Below are 18,919 nucleotides of genomic sequence, written 5' to 3'. Positions count from 1 at the left end.
CAAAAGGCCTCCGCCCGAAAGGGCGGAGGCCTTTATGTCTGAGCCCCCAAGCGGAATCGAACCGCTGACCTTCTCCTTACCATGGAGACGCTCTACCGACTGAGCTATAGGGGCCTGTTGCTTTCCCGGGGTTTCCCCCGCAGCAACGGAATTAAGCATACCCGAACTTCAGCTCGGTTCGAACCGCCCCGCCCGCGCGTCAGAAAGCGGGCTGCAGCAGCCCACCGAGCGCATTGCACGCGGAGACGACCTTGTGGAGCTCGCGTCGCGACAGCGTGGCACTGACGGGCAGCGCCAGCGTCTCGTCGGCGGCCCGCTCCGTCTCCGGCAGCGCGACGTCACGCCGGAACTGCGGCAGCCGGTGCACGGGCGTCTTCACCGGCACGCGGCAGTCAATTCCCCGGGCCCGTATGGCATGTGCGAAGGCGTCCCGGTCGGGCCGCCCGTTGCCGGGCACCCGGACGACGTACTGCTGATAGGTGTGCCGCTCGCTCCCGGCGGGCGTCCGTACGCCACTGAGCCGCGCGTTCAGATAGCCGGCGTGCGCCCGCCGCTCGGCGAGCCCGTCGTGCGGCTGCTCCGACTCGCCCTGCTCCAGGACGAGCAGCCCACGCTGCCCACCGATCTCACGGAGCCGCGCCACATCGGCCGGCTGCCCGAATCGGTGAACGGCGATGATCGCCGCGGTGTGCGCGCCGACGCCGGCCTCGACGGAGGCGGGCGCGAGGCAGTAAGTGTCCGGGTCTATGTCCGCGAACACCGGCCTGGCACCGGCCAGTTCGACGGCCTCCGCGACCTCGACGTTCCCGTAGGCGGGCACGATGACCTCGTCACCGGTTCCGATACCGGCGGCCCTCAGCATTCCAACTGTCCCCATGACACGGGATGTTGGCCGCGCAACGTGAACGACAAGTGACGCAAAACAAAAAAGAGCTGGTCCCTGAACCGAAGTTCAGGGACCAGCTCTATAAAAGGAGTTCGGCGGCGTCCTACTCTCCCACAGGGTCCCCCCTGCAGTACCATCGGCGCTGTGAGGCTTAGCTTCCGGGTTCGGAATGTAACCGGGCGTTTCCCTCACGCTATGACCACCGAAACACTATGAAACTGTCAACCGCACCACGCTCTGTGACAAACGTGGGGTTGTTCGTGGTTTCAGAACCAACACAGTGGACGCGAGCAACTGAGGACAAGCCCTCGGCCTATTAGTACCAGTCACCTCCACCCGTTACCGGGCTTCCAGATCTGGCCTATCAACCCAGTCGTCTACTGGGAGCCTTAACCCCTCAAGGGGGTGGGAATACTCATCTCGAAGCAGGCTTCCCGCTTAGATGCTTTCAGCGGTTATCCTTTCCGAACGTAGCCAACCAGCCATGCCCTTGGCAGGACAACTGGCACACCAGAGGTTCGTCCGTCCCGGTCCTCTCGTACTAGGGACAGCCCTTCTCAATATTCCTACGCGCACAGCGGATAGGGACCGAACTGTCTCACGACGTTCTAAACCCAGCTCGCGTACCGCTTTAATGGGCGAACAGCCCAACCCTTGGGACCGACTCCAGCCCCAGGATGCGACGAGCCGACATCGAGGTGCCAAACCATCCCGTCGATATGGACTCTTGGGGAAGATCAGCCTGTTATCCCCGGGGTACCTTTTATCCGTTGAGCGACGGCGCTTCCACAAGCCACCGCCGGATCACTAGTCCCGACTTTCGTCCCTGCTCGACCCGTCGGTCTCACAGTCAAGCTCCCTTGTGCACTTACACTCAACACCTGATTACCAACCAGGCTGAGGGAACCTTTGGGCGCCTCCGTTACTCTTTAGGAGGCAACCGCCCCAGTTAAACTACCCATCAGACACTGTCCCTGATCCGGATCACGGACCCAGGTTAGACATCCAGCACGACCAGAGTGGTATTTCAACGACGACTCCCCCTGAACTGGCGTCCAGAGTTCAAAGTCTCCCACCTATCCTACACAAGCCGAACCGAACACCAATATCAAACTGTAGTAAAGGTCCCGGGGTCTTTCCGTCCTGCTGCGCGAAACGAGCATCTTTACTCGTAGTGCAATTTCACCGGGCCTATGGTTGAGACAGTCGAGAAGTCGTTACGCCATTCGTGCAGGTCGGAACTTACCCGACAAGGAATTTCGCTACCTTAGGATGGTTATAGTTACCACCGCCGTTTACTGGCGCTTAAGTTCTCAGCTTCGCACACCCGAAAGTGCACTAACCGGTCCCCTTAACGTTCCAGCACCGGGCAGGCGTCAGTCCGTATACATCGCCTTACGGCTTCGCACGGACCTGTGTTTTTAGTAAACAGTCGCTTCTCGCTGGTCTCTGCGGCCACCCCCAGCTCGAGGAGCAAGTCCTCTCACCAGTGATGGCCCCCCTTCTCCCGAAGTTACGGGGGCATTTTGCCGAGTTCCTTAACCATAGTTCACCCGAACGCCTCGGTATTCTCTACCTGACCACCTGAGTCGGTTTAGGGTACGGGCCGCCATGAAACTCGCTAGAGGCTTTTCTCGACAGCATAGGATCATCCACTTCACCACAATCGGCTCGGCATCAGGTCTCAGCCTTATGTGTGACGGATTTACCTATCACACGGCCTACACCCTTACCCCGGGACAACCACCGCCCGGGCTGGACTACCTTCCTGCGTCACCCCATCACTCACCTACTACAAGTCTGGTCCGTCGGCTCCACCACTTTCCTTTCCCCGAAGGGTCCGGAACGGCTTCACGGACTTAGCATCGCCTGATTCAATGTTTGACGCTTCACAGCGGGTACCGGAATATCAACCGGTTATCCATCGACTACGCCTGTCGGCCTCGCCTTAGGTCCCGACTTACCCTGGGCAGATCAGCTTGACCCAGGAACCCTTAGTCAATCGGCGCACACGTTTCTCACGTGTGTATCGCTACTCATGCCTGCATTCTCACTCGTGAACCGTCCACAACTCGCTTCCGCGGCTGCTTCACCCGGCACACGACGCTCCCCTACCCATCCCAGCGGGCGTTGGCCCTATATGCTGGAATGACACGACTTCGGCGGTACGCTTGAGCCCCGCTACATTGTCGGCGCGGAATCACTAGACCAGTGAGCTATTACGCACTCTTTCAAGGGTGGCTGCTTCTAAGCCAACCTCCTGGTTGTCTGTGCGACTCCACATCCTTTCCCACTTAGCGTACGCTTAGGGGCCTTAGTCGATGCTCTGGGCTGTTTCCCTCTCGACCATGGAGCTTATCCCCCACAGTCTCACTGCCGTGCTCTCACTTACCGGCATTCGGAGTTTGGCTAAGGTCAGTAACCCGGTAGGGCCCATCGCCTATCCAGTGCTCTACCTCCGGCAAGAAACACACGACGCTGCACCTAAATGCATTTCGGGGAGAACCAGCTATCACGGAGTTTGATTGGCCTTTCACCCCTAACCACAGGTCATCCCCCAGGTTTTCAACCCTGGTGGGTTCGGTCCTCCACGAAGTCTTACCTCCGCTTCAACCTGCCCATGGCTAGATCACTCCGCTTCGGGTCTTGAGCGCGCTACTGAATCGCCCTATTCGGACTCGCTTTCGCTACGGCTTCCCCACACGGGTTAACCTCGCAACGCACCGCAAACTCGCAGGCTCATTCTTCAAAAGGCACGCAGTCACGACGCAAGGAACAAGTTCCTTGCGCGACGCTCCCACGGCTTGTAGGCACACGGTTTCAGGTACTATTTCACTCCGCTCCCGCGGTACTTTTCACCATTCCCTCACGGTACTATCCGCTATCGGTCACCAGGGAATATTTAGGCTTAGCGGGTGGTCCCGCCAGATTCACACGGGATTTCTCGGGCCCCGTGCTACTTGGGTGTCTCTCAAACGAGCCGCTGATGTTTCGACTACGGGGGTCTTACCCTCTACGCCGGACCTTTCGCATGTCCTTCGCCTACATCAACGGTTTCTGACTCGTCTCACAGCCGGCAGACTGTGAAAGAGAGATCCCACAACCCCACATGCGCAACCCCTGCCGGGTATCACACGCATATGGTTTGGCCTCATCCAGTTTCGCTCGCCACTACTCCCGGAATCACGGTTGTTTTCTCTTCCTGCGGGTACTGAGATGTTTCACTTCCCCGCGTTCCCTCCACATACCCTATGTGTTCAGGTATGGGTGACAGCCCATGACGACTGCCGGGTTTCCCCATTCGGAAACCCCCGGATCAAAGCCTGGTTGACGGCTCCCCGGGGACTATCGTGGCCTCCCACGTCCTTCATCGGTTCCTGGTGCCAAGGCATCCACCGTGCGCCCTTAAAAACTTGGCCACAGATGCTCGCGTCCACTGTGCAGTTCTCAAACAACGACCAACCACCCATCACCCCGAACCAGCAGATTCGAGTGCACTGGGGTCGGCACTGAAGGCGACCAATCGGCCGTACCTTCAGACACCCAACAGCGTGCCCGACCCGCTTCCGCCCGGAGATCATGCTTTCCACGCTCCGAAGAGCAGTACTCACAGCCTCCGACCCGAGAACCCGGTCGAATAGTCAACGTTCCACCCTTGAGCAACCACCGTCGGACATTTGCCGACGAAATGGCTCTTGGACCACCAGGTGAAACCTGGCAGCCAAAGTGCTCCTTAGAAAGGAGGTGATCCAGCCGCACCTTCCGGTACGGCTACCTTGTTACGACTTCGTCCCAATCGCCAGTCCCACCTTCGACAGCTCCCTCCCCACAAGGGGGTTGGGCCACCGGCTTCGGGTGTTACCGACTTTCGTGACGTGACGGGCGGTGTGTACAAGGCCCGGGAACGTATTCACCGCAGCAATGCTGATCTGCGATTACTAGCAACTCCGACTTCATGGGGTCGAGTTGCAGACCCCAATCCGAACTGAGACAGGCTTTTTGAGATTCGCTCCGCCTCGCGGCATCGCAGCTCATTGTACCTGCCATTGTAGCACGTGTGCAGCCCAAGACATAAGGGGCATGATGACTTGACGTCGTCCCCACCTTCCTCCGAGTTGACCCCGGCAGTCTCCTGTGAGTCCCCATCACCCCGAAGGGCATGCTGGCAACACAGAACAAGGGTTGCGCTCGTTGCGGGACTTAACCCAACATCTCACGACACGAGCTGACGACAGCCATGCACCACCTGTATACCGACCACAAGGGGGGCACCATCTCTGATGCTTTCCGGTATATGTCAAGCCTTGGTAAGGTTCTTCGCGTTGCGTCGAATTAAGCCACATGCTCCGCTGCTTGTGCGGGCCCCCGTCAATTCCTTTGAGTTTTAGCCTTGCGGCCGTACTCCCCAGGCGGGGAACTTAATGCGTTAGCTGCGGCACCGACGACGTGGAATGTCGCCAACACCTAGTTCCCACCGTTTACGGCGTGGACTACCAGGGTATCTAATCCTGTTCGCTCCCCACGCTTTCGCTCCTCAGCGTCAGTAATGGCCCAGAGATCCGCCTTCGCCACCGGTGTTCCTCCTGATATCTGCGCATTTCACCGCTACACCAGGAATTCCGATCTCCCCTACCACACTCTAGCCTGCCCGTATCGACTGCAGACCCGGGGTTAAGCCCCGGGCTTTCACAACCGACGTGACAAGCCGCCTACGAGCTCTTTACGCCCAATAATTCCGGACAACGCTTGCGCCCTACGTATTACCGCGGCTGCTGGCACGTAGTTAGCCGGCGCTTCTTCTGCAGGTACCGTCACTTTCGCTTCTTCCCTGCTGAAAGAGGTTTACAACCCGAAGGCCGTCATCCCTCACGCGGCGTCGCTGCATCAGGCTTTCGCCCATTGTGCAATATTCCCCACTGCTGCCTCCCGTAGGAGTCTGGGCCGTGTCTCAGTCCCAGTGTGGCCGGTCGCCCTCTCAGGCCGGCTACCCGTCGTCGCCTTGGTGAGCTTCTACCTCACCAACAAGCTGATAGGCCGCGGGCTCATCCTGCACCGCCGGAGCTTTCAACCCCCTCCCATGCGAGAGGGGGTGTTATCCGGTATTAGACCCCGTTTCCAGGGCTTGTCCCAGAGTGCAGGGCAGATTGCCCACGTGTTACTCACCCGTTCGCCACTAATCCACCCCGAAGGGCTTCATCGTTCGACTTGCATGTGTTAAGCACGCCGCCAGCGTTCGTCCTGAGCCAGGATCAAACTCTCCGTGAATGTTTCCGGGATATCCCGGTGAACACCACGAGAGCGGAATCGTCGGGAGGAATAATCCCCACGATTCACTGCGTCCTCGCTAGTGCGCCTCACCCCGGTGTGGGAGTGAGGACTTTTTCAAAGGAACCTCCAACCCACAAAGTGGGCCGGGGTTGTCAATCTGGCGTTGACTTTTGGCACGCTGTTGAGTTCTCAAGGAACGGACGCTTCCTTTGTACTCACCCGAGAGACTCTCTCAGGCTTTCCTCCGGGCAGTTTCCCTTCGGTCTTGCGTTTCCGACTCTATCAGACTCTTTCGTGTCCGATTTCCTCGGTGCCTTTCAGGTTTCCGCTCCGGCCTTTCGGCTTTTCGCGTTTCCCTTTCCGGTGGTTCCGACTTTATCAGAGATTCTGAGTCGGAATTTCCGGCCCACGCGGGGAGATTGGATCGGGCACGTGAGTGCGCCGGTTTCCCCTCGGGCGGAGCCGTAAACCTACTGGAGCGGGGCGCCCCGATGCAAATCGAGACGCCCCGCTCCTCAGGTGCTTCAGACCTCTACGACGACCGGGAGGATCATCGGGCGCCGACGGTAGGTGTCGGAGACCCACTTGCCCAGCGTGCGGCGGATGAGCTGCTGCAGCTGGTGGGGTTCGACGACACCGTCCTGGGCCGACTTGTCCAGGACTTCCTGGATCCGCGGCATGACGGCGCTGAACGCCGAATCGTCGATGCCGGACCCACGTGCCTGGATGGTCGGACCGCTGGTGATCTTGCCGGTGCTGGAGTCCACCACCACGAAGACCGAGATGATGCCCTCGTCGCCGAGGATCTTGCGGTCCTTGAGCGCGGGTTCGCCGACATCGCCGACCGAGAGGCCGTCCACATAGACGTAGCCGGCCTGGACCTTGCCGACGATCTTGGCCTTGCCCTCGACGAGGTCGACGACGACGCCGTCCTCGGCGATCACGATGCGGTCGTGCGGGACGCCGGTGAGGGCGCCGAGCTCGGCGTTGGCGCGCAGGTGGCGCCATTCGCCGTGGACCGGCATCAGGTTCTTCGGCTTGCAGATGTTGTAGAAGTACAGCAGCTCGCCGGCCGAGGCGTGGCCCGAGACGTGGACCTTGGCGTTGCCCTTGTGGACGACGTTCGCGCCCCAGCGGGTCAGGCCGTTGATGACGCGGTAGACCGCGTTCTCGTTGCCCGGGATCAGGGACGACGCCAGGATCACCGTGTCGCCGGAGACGATCCGGATCTGGTGGTCGCGGTTGGCCATGCGGGACAGCGCGGCCATCGGCTCGCCCTGCGAGCCGGTGCAGACGAGGACGATCTCGTTGTCCGGGAGGTCGTCGAGCGTCTTGACGTCCACGACCAGGCCCGGCGGGACCTTCAGGTAGCCGAGGTCACGTGCGATGCCCATGTTGCGCACCATCGAGCGGCCGACGAAGGCGACCCGGCGGCCGTACTCGTGGGCGGCGTCCAGGATCTGCTGGATGCGGTGCACGTGGCTGGCGAAGGAGGCGACGATGATGCGCTTCTGCGCGCCGGCGAAGACACCGCGGATCACGTTCGAGATGTCGCGCTCGGGCGGGACGAAGCCCGGGACCTCGGCGTTCGTCGAGTCGGTGAGGAGAAGGTCGATGCCTTCCTCGCCGAGCTTGGCGAACGTGGGGAGGTCGGTGAGGCGGCGGTCCAGCGGGAGCTGGTCCATCTTGAAGTCGCCCGTGTGGACGACCATGCCGGCCGGCGTGCGGATCGCGACCGCGAGCGCGTCCGGGATGGAGTGGTTGACCGCCACGAACTGGCAGTCGAAGGGGCCCAGGCGTTCGCGGTCGCCCTCGGCGACCTCGAGCGTGTACGGGCGGATGCGGTGCTCCTGGAGCTTCGCCTCGATGAGGGCGAGCGTCAGCTTGGAGCCGATCAGCGGGATGTCCGGCTTCTCGCGCAGGAGGTACGGAACGCCGCCGATGTGGTCCTCGTGGCCGTGCGTGAGCACGATGCCGTCGATGTCGTCGAGGCGGTCCCTGATGGACGTGAAGTCCGGCAGGATCAGGTCGATGCCGGGCTGCTCCTCCTCGGGGAAGAGCACACCGCAGTCGACGATGAGCAGACGGCCGTCGAACTCGAAGACCGTCATGTTGCGGCCGATCTCACCGAGGCCGCCGAGCGGGGTGACGCGCAGGCCACCCTTCGGAAGCTTCGGCGGGGCGCCGAGTTCAGGATGCGGATGACTCAAAAGACTCTCCTGACCACGCGCGCCACGTACCTGTAAGGCACGTGGCGCGCGTGACGTTCGTGCAGTAGCAGTTGTCTTGTGTGGGTGCAGGAGCCGTGTCCTGCGGTCGTGCTTATTCAGTTGTGAAGTCTGTGTTCAGAGCTGTACCCCGCCGGCGGCGAGATCGATCTTGAGCTGGGCGGTCTCGTCGGGCGTCAGCTCCACGAGGGGCAGGCGCAGCGGACCGGCGGGCTGACCCTGGAGGGCGAGTGCGGCCTTGGTCGTGATGACGCCCTGCGTGCGGAACATGCCGGTGAAGACCGGGAGCAGCTTCTGGTGGATCTCGGTGGCCTTCTGCACGTCGCCACTGACAAACGCGTCGAGCATGGCGCGCAGCTCGGGGGTGACGACGTGGCCGACGACGGAGACGAAGCCGACCGCGCCCACGGAGAGCAGGGGCAGGTTGAGCATGTCGTCGCCGGAGTACCAGGCGAGGCCGGAGCGGGCGATGGCCCAGCTGGCGCGGCCGAGGTCGCCCTTGGCGTCCTTGTTGGCGACGATGCGCGGGTGCTCGGCGAGGCGGACGATCGTCTCGGTGTTGATGGGTACGCCGCTGCGGCCCGGGATGTCGTACAGCATCACCGGCAGTTCGGTGGCGTCGGCGATCGCGGTGAAGTGTCGCAGGAGGCCTTCCTGCGGGGGCTTGTTGTAGTACGGCGTCACCGTGAGCAGGCCGTGCGCGCCGGCCTTTTCGGCGGCGCGGGCGAGCTCGATGCTGTGGCGGGTGTCGTTCGTACCGACGCCGGCGATGACGTGGGCGCGGTCGCCGACCGCCTGTCGTACGGCTCGTACGAGATCCGATTTCTCCGCGTCGCTGGTGGTCGGGGACTCGCCGGTGGTGCCGTTGACGACGAGTCCGTCGTTGCCTGCGTCCACCAGATGGGCGGCGAGTCGCTGCGCGCCGTCGAGGTCAAGTGCGCCGTCCGCCGTGAACGGCGTGACCATTGCGGTGAGGACCCGCCCGAAGGGGGTCTGCGGAGTGGAGGTCGGAGCCATGGGTAATACGCTACTCGCTGCTCAGCGCGCGGTCCCCCCTCGGGGGATGTCAGGGGGTGTGGCGGGATGGATCCCGGCACTGCCTGCTCGGGGGTTCAAGCAGTGCCGGGTCCGTTTGATCAGGCTAGATGAACTTTCCGAAATGCCGCAATCCGGACACTTCGCACGGCTGAACCGTACATCTGTGCCGCATCCATGCTTCTCCGGCTACGGAGCGACGCGGCCGTTCCCGTTGAACGCGGCGTAGGTGAGCGGCATGAGCTTGGCCCACTCCGCCTCCATCTTCTCGCCGACCATCTCGATCTCCCGCTGCGGGAAGGACGGGACCTTGGCCAGCTCGTGCTGGGTGCGCAGGCCGAGGAAGTGCATCAGGGAGCGTGCGTTGCACGTCGCGTACATCGAGGAGAAGAGGCCGACCGGGAGGACCGAACGGGCCACCTCGCGGGCGACGCCCGCGGCGAGCATCTCCTGGTACGCCTCGTACGCCTGGCGGTACGAGTCCTCCATCACGCGCCCGGTGAGCTCCTGCTGGCCCTGCGTGCCCTCGACGAACTGGTACTTGCCGGGGCGGCCCTGCTGCACCAGCTTGCGAGAGGCCTCCGGGACGTAGAAGACCGGCTGGAGCTCCCTGTAGCGGCCCGACTCCTCGTTGTACGACCAGCCCGCGCGGTGACGCATGAACTCGCGGAAGACGAAGATCGGGGCGTTGATGAAGAACGTCATCGAGTTGTGCTCGAAGGGGCTGCCGTGACGGTCCCGCATCAGGAAGTTGATCAGGCCCTTGGAGCGCTCCGGGTCCTTGGTCAGCTCGTCGAGGGACTGCTCTCCCGCGGTGGAGACGCGGGCGGCGAACAGCACGTCGGTGTCGCTCGCGGTGTGCTTGACCAGCTCGACCGTCACGTCGCCGCGGAAGGTCGGCTTGAGGTCGTCAGCAGGGGTTTCGGTCACGGTTCGAGGGGTCCTTCCATCACTTCGCTCGGGCGGCGCCCACTCTACGGGCAGGCACTGACAACAGGGCATTCGGTCGCGCCTCGCGACATTCCGCTCCGAACATCGCCGAACTTCTGTGAATTCGGCGAAACAGGGCACCTTTTGGTGCATCCGTGCGTCTGTATGGGTAACGGGGCGGTTCGTTCGCCGCCCTCCGCGCTCTCAGCGCTTCGATGACCTGAACGTTCGATCTTGACGAGGAGAAGCAGCACCCATGTTCCGTCGGCGCGAGCCAGTTCCGTTCGCCTTCATCGCCGAAGCCGACAAGTTCCGCAGTAACGTCACTCCACCCCCGCGCGAACGCGCGTCGGCCGGCCAGATCGCCGGTCGCTCGCTCGTCGGTCTCACCGTCGTCGCCGGCCTCGTGGGCGCCCTGCTCCTGGGGATGCCCGCCCTGTCGTCCGGTCAGGCACCGGCCCACACGCAGCAGTCCGAAGCGTCCGACGGCCGCTGACGCCTCTGCTCCGTCCGGCCCCCAGGGGTGGAAGGCAGGCGCACGCCTGGGTAGCCTCACCGGGCACAGCCCGAATACAGCGTGGATTGAGTGAGGACCAGTCGTGCCCCTGCCCTTCCTGACGGCCGACCGCGCTTTCGACGAGGTGGCAGACGACGTCGCGCTGCCTTTCGACGATCGCGACCAGTGGCGGCGTCCCTACCGGCCGGGGCCGTGGCGCGTGGGATTCGCCGCGCTGCTCCTGCTGCTCGCCTCGTACGTCATGTTCGCCGCGGTGATCATCGCCTTCACGGGTGGTCTCGGCAGCGGCTCGGTGTGCGGCCTCATCGCCCTGCTCATCATCGGGGCGGCCCTGCGCCTGCTGCGGGTGGGTACGTGGGTGAGCGCGCAGGGCCTGCGCCGTGTGGCCTTCTTCCAGACCCAGACCGTCCCGTGGGCCCAGGTCGTGACGGTACGCACCGTCCAGCAGCCGGTCCGCTGGCTCGGACTCCCCCGCACCGTCCAGGGGCAGGCGCTGCTCCTCGTACGGCGGGACAAGGCCGATGAGAGGTGCGCCCTGGTCACCAGTCACGGTGCGGACTTCCTCGCGCGGAGCGAGGCCTTCGACCGGGCGTCGGACACCATCGAGGTGTGGGCCGAGGAGTACCGGCCGCAGCAGGCCTGAACCAGGCATACGTGAAGGGCCGCGCCGGATCACCGGCGCGGCCCTTCACGCGTACTCCGACGCACGCGTCCTCAGGCGCTGACCGTCCTGCCCTCCTGGAGGGCGATGGCGCGCTGCATCGCCTTGCGGGCGCGCGGGGTGTCTCGGGCGTCGCGGTAGGCCACGGCGAGGCGGAACCAGCAGCGCCAGTCCCCCGGCGTGTCCTCGGTCTCCTCCTTGCGCCGGGCGAAGACCTCGTCGGCGGAATCGCGGTCGATGCGGCCGTACTGGTCACGGCGCAGCTCGTCCACGGGCAGGCCGCCCTCGGCCTCCAGGAGCTCGGCGAGACGATTCGCCTTGCGGACGAACTGGGTGTTGGCCCAGAGGAACCAGAGGCCGATCACCGGAAGGATCAGCACGGCCACGCCGAACGTGACGGTGAGCAGGGTGCCCTGCTCGATGAGGAGCAGGCCACGGCTGCCGACCAGGACGAAGTAGAAGACCAGGACGAGGGCGGTGACGAGATAGGTGAGCTTTGCGCGCATGAGGTCCGTCAGACGTTCAGGTCGAGGAAGTGTTCCAGGCCGAAGGTGAGGCCGGGAGTGGTCACGACGCGGCGGGTGCCGAGCAGGATGCCCGGCATGAAGCTGCTGTGGTGCAGCGAGTCGTGCCGGATGGTCAGGGTCTCGCCCTCGCCGCCCAGGAGGACCTCCTGGTGGGCGAGGAGGCCGCGCATGCGCACGGAGTGGACCGGGACGCCGTCGACGTCCGCGCCGCGGGCGCCGTCGAGCGCGGTGGCCGTGGCGTCCGGCTGGGGGGCGCTGCCGGCCTTCTCGCGGGCCGCCGCGATGAGCTGCGCCGTACGGGCGGCCGTACCGCTGGGCGCGTCCACCTTCTTCGGGTGGTGCAGCTCGATCACCTCGACGGACTCGAAGTACGGCGCCGCCGCCTCGGCGAACTTCATGGTGAGGACGGCCCCGATGGAGAAGTTCGGGGCGATGAGCACACCGGTCTGCGGGGAGTCCGCGAGCCAGGTGGTGAGCTTGGCGAGGCGGTCGTCGGTCCAGCCGGTGGTGCCGACGACGGCGTGGATGCCGTGGCGTACGCAGAAGTCGAGGTTGTCCATCACCGAGTCGGGCGTGGTCAGTTCGACCGCGACCTGGGCGCCGGACTCCGTGAGGGTCTCCAGCTTGTCGCCCCGGCCGAGGGCCGCGACCAGTTCCATGTCGTCGGCGGCCTCGACGGCCCGTACGGCCTCGGAGCCGATGCGGCCCCCGGCGCCGAGGACCGCCACGCGCAGCTTGCTCATCTTCTTCGTTCCTTACGCGAGTTGCGAACGGGTGGCTACGCCACCGCTTCGTGCAGGCGCGCCGCCTGCTTGTCCTTGAGCGGGCCGATGACCGACAGCGAGGGGCGCTGCCCCAGGATGTCGCGGGCCACCGCGCGCACCTCGTCGGGGGTGACCGAGGCGATCTCCTCCAGCATGTCGCTGACGGACATCTGCTCGCCCCAGCAGAGCTCGCTCTTGCCGATGCGGTTCATGAGTGCGCCGGTGTCCTCGAGGCCGAGGACGGTGGAGCCGGAGAGCTGGCCGATGGCGCGGCTGATCTCGTCGTCGGACAGGCCGTGCTCCGCGACGTGGGCGAGCTCGTCGCGGCAGATCTTGAGCACGTCGTGGACCTGGCTCGGCCGGCAGCCCGCGTAGACCCCGAAGAGGCCGCAGTCCGCGAAGCCCGAGGTGTACGAGTACACGCTGTAGGCGAGGCCGCGCTTCTCCCTGACCTCCTGGAAGAGGCGGGACGACATGCCACCGCCCAGGGCGGTGTTGAGGACGCCCATGGCCCAGCGGCGCTCGTCGGTGCGGGCGAGGCCCGGCATGCCGAGGATGACGTGGGCCTGCTCGGTCTTGCGGCCGAGGAGTTCCATGCGGCCCGCCGCGCGCACGGGCTTACGGCCATCGCGCGGGGCCATGGGGACGGCGTCGGTGCGGGTGAGCGCGCCGGCCTTCTCGAAGGCTGCACGCACCTGTCGTACGACCTTGTTGTGGTCGACGTTGCCCGCGGCCGCGACGACGAGGTGCGTCGGGTCGTAGTGCTTCTTGTAGAAGCGGGCGATCTGGCCGCGGCTCAGCGCGTTGATCGTGTCGACCGTGCCGAGGACCGGGCGGCCGAGCGGGGTGTCGCCGAGCATGGTGTGCGCGAACAGGTCGTGCACGCAGTCGCCCGGGTCGTCCTCCGTCATGGCGATCTCTTCGAGGATCACGCCGCGCTCGGCGTCGACGTCCGCCTCCTCGATGAGGGAGCCGGTCAGCATGTCGCAGACGACGTCGATCGCGAGAGGGAGGTCGGTGTCGAGCACGCGCGCGTAGTAGCACGTGTACTCCTTCGCCGTGAAGGCGTTCATCTCGCCGCCGACCGCGTCGATCGTCGAGGAGATGTCGAGGGCGCTCCGGCGGGAGGTGCCCTTGAAGAGGAGGTGCTCGAGGTAGTGCGTCGCGCCGTTCAGGGTGGGCGTCTCGTCGCGGGAGCCGACGTTCGCCCAGATCCCGAAGGTCGCGGAGCGTACGGAGGGCAGCGTCTCGGTGACGATGCGCAGGCCGCCGGGGAGGGTGGTCCTGCGGACCGTACCGATGCCGTTCTCGCCCTTGATCAGGGTTTGGGTACGGGCGACGGCCCGCGCCTCCGAGGAGGTGCGGGCCGTCGCCTTGGAGCTACGGGACGTCACTTGTCGGTGTCGTCCTTCGTCTCGTCGCCCTCTTCGCCCTCGACGACGGGGATGAGGGAGAGCTTGCCGCGGGAGTCGATCTCGGCGATCTCGACCTGGACCTTGGCGCCCACGCCGAGAACGTCCTCGACGTTCTCCACGCGCTTGCCGCCGGCCAGCTTGCGGATCTGCGAGATGTGCAGCAGGCCGTCCTTGCCCGGGAGCAGGGACACGAACGCACCGAAGGTCGTCGTCTTCACGACGGTGCCCAGGTAGCGCTCGCCGACCTCCGGCATGGTCGGGTTGGCGATCGAGTTGATCGTGGCGCGCGCGGCCTCGGCCTGCGAGCCCTGCTGGGCACCGATGTAGATGGTGCCGTCGTCCTCGATCGTGATGTCGGCGCCGGTGTCCTCCTGGATCTGGTTGATCATCTTGCCCTTCGGGCCGATGACCTCACCGATCTTGTCCACGGGGATCTTGACCGTGATGATCCGCGGGGCGTTCGGGGACATCTCGTCCGGCGTGTCGATCGCTTCCATCATCACGTCGAGGATGTGGAGGCGGGCGTCGCGGGCCTGCTTGAGGGCCGCGGCCAGGACGGAGGCCGGGATGCCGTCCAGCTTGGTGTCGAGCTGGAGAGCGGTGACGAAGTCCTTGGTGCCGGCGACCTTGAAGTCCATGTCACCGAAGGCGTCCTCCGCACCGAGGATGTCGGTGAGGGCGACGTAGTGCGTCTCGCCCTTGATCTCCTGGGAGATCAGGCCCATGGCGATACCGGCGACGGGGGCCTTCAGCGGCACACCGGCGTTCAGCAGCGACATGGTGGAGGCGCAGACCGAGCCCATGGACGTCGAGCCGTTGGAACCGAGGGCCTCGGAGACCTGACGGATCGCGTACGGGAACTCCTCGCGCGTCGGCAGGACCGGCACGATGGCGCGCTCGGCGAGCGCGCCGTGGCCGATCTCGCGGCGCTTCGGGGCGCCGACGCGGCCCGTCTCGCCGACCGAGTAGGGCGGGAAGTTGTAGTTGTGCATGTAACGCTTGCGGGTCACCGGGGAAAGGGTGTCCAGCTGCTGCTCCATGCGGAGCATGTTGAGGGTGGTGACGCCCAGGATCTGGGTCTCGCCACGCTCGAAGAGGGCCGAGCCGTGCACGCGCGGGATGGCCTCGACCTCGGCGGCGAGCGTACGGATGTCCGTGACGCCACGGCCGTCGATGCGGACCTTGTCCTTGATGACGCGCTCGCGGACCAGGGACTTCGTCAGCGCGCGGTACGCGGCCGAGATCTCCTTCTCGCGACCCTCGAACTGCGGGAGCAGCTTCTCGGCGGCCAGACCCTTGACGCGGTCCAGCTCGGCCTCGCGGTCCTGCTTGCCGGCGATGGTGAGCGCCTGGGCGAGCTCGGTCTTGACGGCGGCCGTGAGGGCCTCGAGCACGTCGTCCTCGAAGTCGAGGAAGATCGGGAACTCACCGGTCGGCTTGGCGGCCTTGGCGGCCAGCTCCGACTGGGCCTTGCAGAGCACCTTGATGAAGGGCTTCGAGGCCTCGAGACCGGCGGCGACGACCTCTTCGGTCGGCGCCTGGGCGCCGCCCTTGACGAGCTCGATGGTCTTCTCGGTGGCCTCGGCCTCGACCATCATGATCGCGACGTCGCCGTCCTCGAGGACGCGACCGGCGACGACCATGTCGAAGACGGCGTCCTCGAGCTCGGTGTGCGTCGGGAACGCGACCCACTGGCCCTTGATCAGCGCGACACGGGTGCCGCCGACCGGACCGGAGAAGGGCAGGCCGGCCAGCTGCGTGGAGCAGGAGGCGGCGTTGATGGCGACCACGTCGTACAGGTGGTCGGGGTTGAGCGCCATGACCGTCTCGACGACCTGGATCTCGTTGCGAAGGCCCTTCTTGAAGGACGGACGCAGCGGGCGGTCGATAAGGCGGCAGGTCAGGACCGCGTCCTCGGAGGGACGGCCTTCACGGCGGAAGAAGGAGCCGGGGATCTTGCCGGCCGAGTACATCCGCTCCTCGACGTCCACCGTGAGGGGGAAGAAGTCGAGCTGGTCCTTGGGCTTCTTGGAAGCGCTCGTGGCCGACAGCACCATGGTGTCGTCGTCCAGGTACGCCACGGCGGAGCCGGCGGCCTGACGGGCCAGACGGCCCGTCTCGAAGCGGATGGTGCGGGTGCCGAAGGTGCCGTTGTCAATGACGGCCTCGGCGTAGTGGGTCTCGTTCTCCACTAGCGTTTTCTCCGTTACTTTTCGTCTTTTGTCCCGTTCCGCCCGTGTGGCGGAGGGACGGGGCCGGAGAAGCGCGCCTTGTGTGCGGGCCGGTCTTCGATCGAAGCACCCGGGGTGGACGGGATCCGTCTCCCGGGGGCCACTACCGAGGACCGGCGGCGGCGAGGGTGCGCTTCTCCTCGTGCGGCGATGCGTCGCCGTGATGCGGTGCAACTGGGTGCGGTGCATCGAAGCGGTGCATGCATGTGGTGATGCGTGCGTGGTGCGTGCGGTGGTGCTTTTGTCGTGCGTCCAGACTACAAAGCGTCTGTGACACTTCGCACGTACAGCAAAGGGAGCGGCCCCCTGTCGGTGGGAACCGCTCCCTTCACGGCGTCTTAGCGGGCGCCGGCCGCACCGCGGCGGATGCCCAGGCGCTCGACCAGCGTACGGAAGCGCTGGATGTCCTTCTTGGCCAGGTACTGCAGAAGGCGGCGACGCTGGCCAACCAGGATGAGCAGACCACGACGGGAGTGGTGGTCGTGCTTGTGCGTCTTGAGGTGCTCGGTCAGGTCCGAGATCCGGCGGGAGAGCATGGCGACCTGGACCTCGGGGGAGCCGGTGTCGCCCTCCTTCTGGCCGAACTCGGTGATGATCTGCTTCTTCGTAGCGGCGTCGAGCGACACGCGTACTCCTCGTAGTCTTTTCGTGGCCACCGAGTGCCCCTGGTCCACATCTCAGGGGAGCTTCCGTTACTCGGGAGGCGAGGTCCGCTGGGCGCAGTCTTCAGATTCCGGGGAAAACCGGAGACCTGAGGGCGCGTACACAAACGGCCGTCACACAGCGTACCAGCCGCTCCGTGTGCACCCGACCGTCCGCTCAGCCGGTCATCGCGCGGGCCTGTGCGTACACGTCGAAGACGGCGAGCGTCAGCGGGACCAGCGTGAGCAGGACGAACGTCTCCGCGATCTCCATGAAGCGTCCCCAGAAGGGGCTGACTCCGCGGCGGGGCGTGATCAGGCCGATCGACGTGATCAGCGCCGTGGCCGCCGCGATCACCGCGACGAGCCAGACCGTGCGGATGTCGAGGGCGGTGCTGTCGCCCTTGCGGAAGAAGTCGTCCAGGTAGTCCAGCGGCGGGTGGAGGGAGAGGCCGAGGCCCAGCAGGACGAGGGAGGCAAGGCCGGCGGCGAGGAGGGAGGCGACCTGCGCGGTGTAGCGGAAGAGCTGGGCGCGCATCAGCATCGCGACGCCGGTGGCGAAGGCGAGGAGCTGGCCCCACACGTCGTGCGAGAAGCCGAGGACGGCCGCGGCGCCGACGGACACCAGGGCGCAGCCGCCGACCAGGCCGACGAGCAGTTCGTGGCCGCGGCGGGCCTGGGCCGCGATGCGGTCGGCCTCGACGGGCTCCTGGTTCGCGGCGTCGTTGCCGTACTCGCCGCGGGCCATGCTCGGGGGCTCGAAGCCGATGGGGAGACGGGCGAAGCGCATGGAGAGGCCCGGCAGGAAGGCGAGGGCCCCTACGGAGAGCGGCGCGCACAGGCCGGCGGTCTCCACGGCCGTCAGGTCCGTGAGGATGGCGATGAACGTCGTGAGCACCCCGACGGCCGACGCGAAGACGAAGGCCACGAAGGGACCGTCGCCGCCCGGCGAGACCAGGGTGAGGATCACGGAGGCGAGCAGTACGGCCGTGCACGCCAGCAGGAACTGGAGCCGTCCGATCCCCTGGTGGTCGGCGAGGGGCAGCAGACCGGAGCCCGCCACCGCCACGTTCGGCAGGGCGCCGAGCCCCAGGGCGACGGCCGAGCCGCGGTCGTCGTAGACCCTGGCGCGCACGCACGCGAGGACGACGAGGAGGAGGCCGGCCACCGCGGCGAGGACGCCCTGGAGGCTGTTCATGTCGTGGTGCGGCTCGGCCGTCCACGCGACGAAGGCCAGAAGGGCGGGCAGGACGCCGCCGCCGATGAGTCCGGCGCCGCGGGTCAGGTCGCCGTTCCACAGGGTGCGGTCGCGGGTGACGGCCGAGGCGACGGCTTCGGAGACGTCGTCGAAGACGGCCGGCGGCAGCGACTCGGAGAACGGGCGCAGGGTGAGCAGCTCGCCGTCGAGGATGCGCTGCGCGGCGAAGGACCGGGCGCTGTCGAGGACGGTGCCGTCGCGGCGTACGAGGTGGTAGCCGACCGGCGCGCCCTCGGCGGGGCTCTGCTGGGAGAGCCGCAGGATCTCCGGGTTGAGGTCGGCGACCGGGACGTCGTCGGGCAGTGCGACATCGATCCGGCTGTCGGGCGCGACGATGGTGACGCGGCAGAAGCCGAGGCCCGTGCCGGCCCCCGAAGGGGCTCCGGTGCCCGCTCCGCCGGTCGCGCCGGCCGTCGCGGAAGCGGAAGCCGTCATGCTCACCTGCTGTTCCCCCTCGGTTGGTGTGTCCGGTGATGCAGCCGGATGTGGAGGTGTTGTGCACGTCGCCCGCGCACGCCCCCGCCGCCTGTCAACGAGGCTTCCAGGACCGGCATTCGC

12 protein-coding genes, 1 tRNA gene and 3 rRNA genes are annotated in these 18,919 nt (G+C 65.6%); 2 read left to right on the top strand and 14 right to left on the bottom strand.

The window, feature by feature from the left end:
- Positions 1 to 41: 41 nt before the first annotated feature.
- The 8 genes from LGI35_RS31400 to thyX form a co-directional block, all read right to left on the bottom strand.
- Positions 42 to 114, bottom strand: a tRNA-Thr gene (locus LGI35_RS31400).
- An 85-nt stretch (positions 115 to 199) separates the two neighbouring features.
- Positions 200 to 862 carry a DegT/DnrJ/EryC1/StrS family aminotransferase gene (locus tag LGI35_RS31395; protein WP_227300603.1) on the bottom strand — a complete coding sequence of 221 codons (663 nt, stop codon included), beginning with the start codon at positions 860 to 862 and terminating at the stop codon, positions 200 to 202.
- 114 nt (positions 863 to 976) lie between these two features.
- Positions 977 to 1,093, bottom strand: a 5S ribosomal RNA gene (gene rrf, locus LGI35_RS31390).
- Positions 1,094 to 1,182: 89 nt separating this feature from the next.
- Positions 1,183 to 4,305: ribosomal RNA gene (locus LGI35_RS31385) — 23S ribosomal RNA — on the bottom strand.
- 318 nt (positions 4,306 to 4,623) lie between these two features.
- A 16S ribosomal RNA gene (locus LGI35_RS31380) occupies positions 4,624 to 6,151 on the bottom strand.
- The 16S, 23S and 5S rRNA genes sit together here, the layout of an rRNA operon.
- 527 nt (positions 6,152 to 6,678) lie before the next feature.
- On the bottom strand, positions 6,679 to 8,364 hold the full coding sequence (locus LGI35_RS31375; RefSeq protein ID WP_227297629.1) for a ribonuclease J: 1,686 nt from the start codon (positions 8,362 to 8,364) through the stop codon (positions 6,679 to 6,681).
- A gap of 135 nt (positions 8,365 to 8,499) precedes the next feature.
- Entirely contained in the window at positions 8,500 to 9,399 is a 900-nt protein-coding gene (gene dapA / locus LGI35_RS31370) for a 4-hydroxy-tetrahydrodipicolinate synthase (RefSeq protein ID WP_227297628.1), read from the bottom strand.
- Positions 9,400 to 9,606: 207 nt separating this feature from the next.
- Positions 9,607 to 10,347, bottom strand: a complete 741-nt coding sequence (gene thyX, locus LGI35_RS31365) for an FAD-dependent thymidylate synthase (RefSeq protein ID WP_100595173.1) — start codon at positions 10,345 to 10,347, stop codon at positions 9,607 to 9,609.
- 256 nt (positions 10,348 to 10,603) lie between these two features.
- Between thyX and LGI35_RS31360 the strand changes: the two genes are divergently transcribed.
- Together LGI35_RS31360 and LGI35_RS31355 are read left to right on the top strand one after the other, a co-directional pair.
- Complete coding sequence (locus tag LGI35_RS31360; protein ID WP_227297627.1) at positions 10,604 to 10,843, top strand: hypothetical protein; 240 nt, start codon at positions 10,604 to 10,606, stop codon at positions 10,841 to 10,843.
- 103 nt (positions 10,844 to 10,946) lie between these two features.
- Positions 10,947 to 11,507 (top strand): PH domain-containing protein, encoded by a 561-nt coding sequence (locus LGI35_RS31355; protein WP_227297626.1) that lies wholly within the window; start codon positions 10,947 to 10,949, stop codon positions 11,505 to 11,507.
- A gap of 71 nt (positions 11,508 to 11,578) precedes the next feature.
- On the opposite strand, the gene LGI35_RS31350 is transcribed toward LGI35_RS31355, so the two are convergent.
- From LGI35_RS31350 to eccD, 6 genes are all read right to left on the bottom strand, one after another.
- Entirely contained in the window at positions 11,579 to 12,031 is a 453-nt protein-coding gene (locus tag LGI35_RS31350) for a tetratricopeptide repeat protein (protein WP_116509156.1), read from the bottom strand.
- 8 nt (positions 12,032 to 12,039) lie between these two features.
- Entirely contained in the window at positions 12,040 to 12,795 is a 756-nt protein-coding gene (gene dapB / locus LGI35_RS31345; protein WP_227297625.1) for a 4-hydroxy-tetrahydrodipicolinate reductase, read from the bottom strand.
- 35 nt (positions 12,796 to 12,830) lie between these two features.
- Positions 12,831 to 14,210, bottom strand: a complete 1,380-nt coding sequence (locus LGI35_RS31340) for a M16 family metallopeptidase (protein ID WP_227297624.1) — start codon at positions 14,208 to 14,210, stop codon at positions 12,831 to 12,833.
- A complete protein-coding gene (locus LGI35_RS31335; protein WP_116509162.1) occupies positions 14,207 to 16,423 on the bottom strand; it encodes a polyribonucleotide nucleotidyltransferase in 2,217 nt (738 codons plus the stop codon). The genes LGI35_RS31340 and LGI35_RS31335 overlap by 4 nt, the downstream gene beginning before the upstream one ends.
- A gap of 377 nt (positions 16,424 to 16,800) precedes the next feature.
- Positions 16,801 to 17,088, bottom strand: a complete 288-nt coding sequence (rpsO, locus tag LGI35_RS31330) for a 30S ribosomal protein S15 (RefSeq protein WP_116509164.1) — start codon at positions 17,086 to 17,088, stop codon at positions 16,801 to 16,803.
- Positions 17,089 to 17,281: 193 nt separating this feature from the next.
- Entirely contained in the window at positions 17,282 to 18,796 is a 1,515-nt protein-coding gene (gene eccD, locus LGI35_RS31325) for a type VII secretion integral membrane protein EccD (protein WP_227297622.1), read from the bottom strand.
- Positions 18,797 to 18,919: the final 123 nt, after the last annotated feature.

Source organism: Streptomyces longhuiensis (assembly GCF_020616555.1).
GTDB lineage: Bacteria > Actinomycetota > Actinomycetes > Streptomycetales > Streptomycetaceae > Streptomyces > Streptomyces longhuiensis.
Note: the sequence above shows the minus strand (reverse complement) of the source record. Positions and strands in the feature narration are given on the sequence as shown.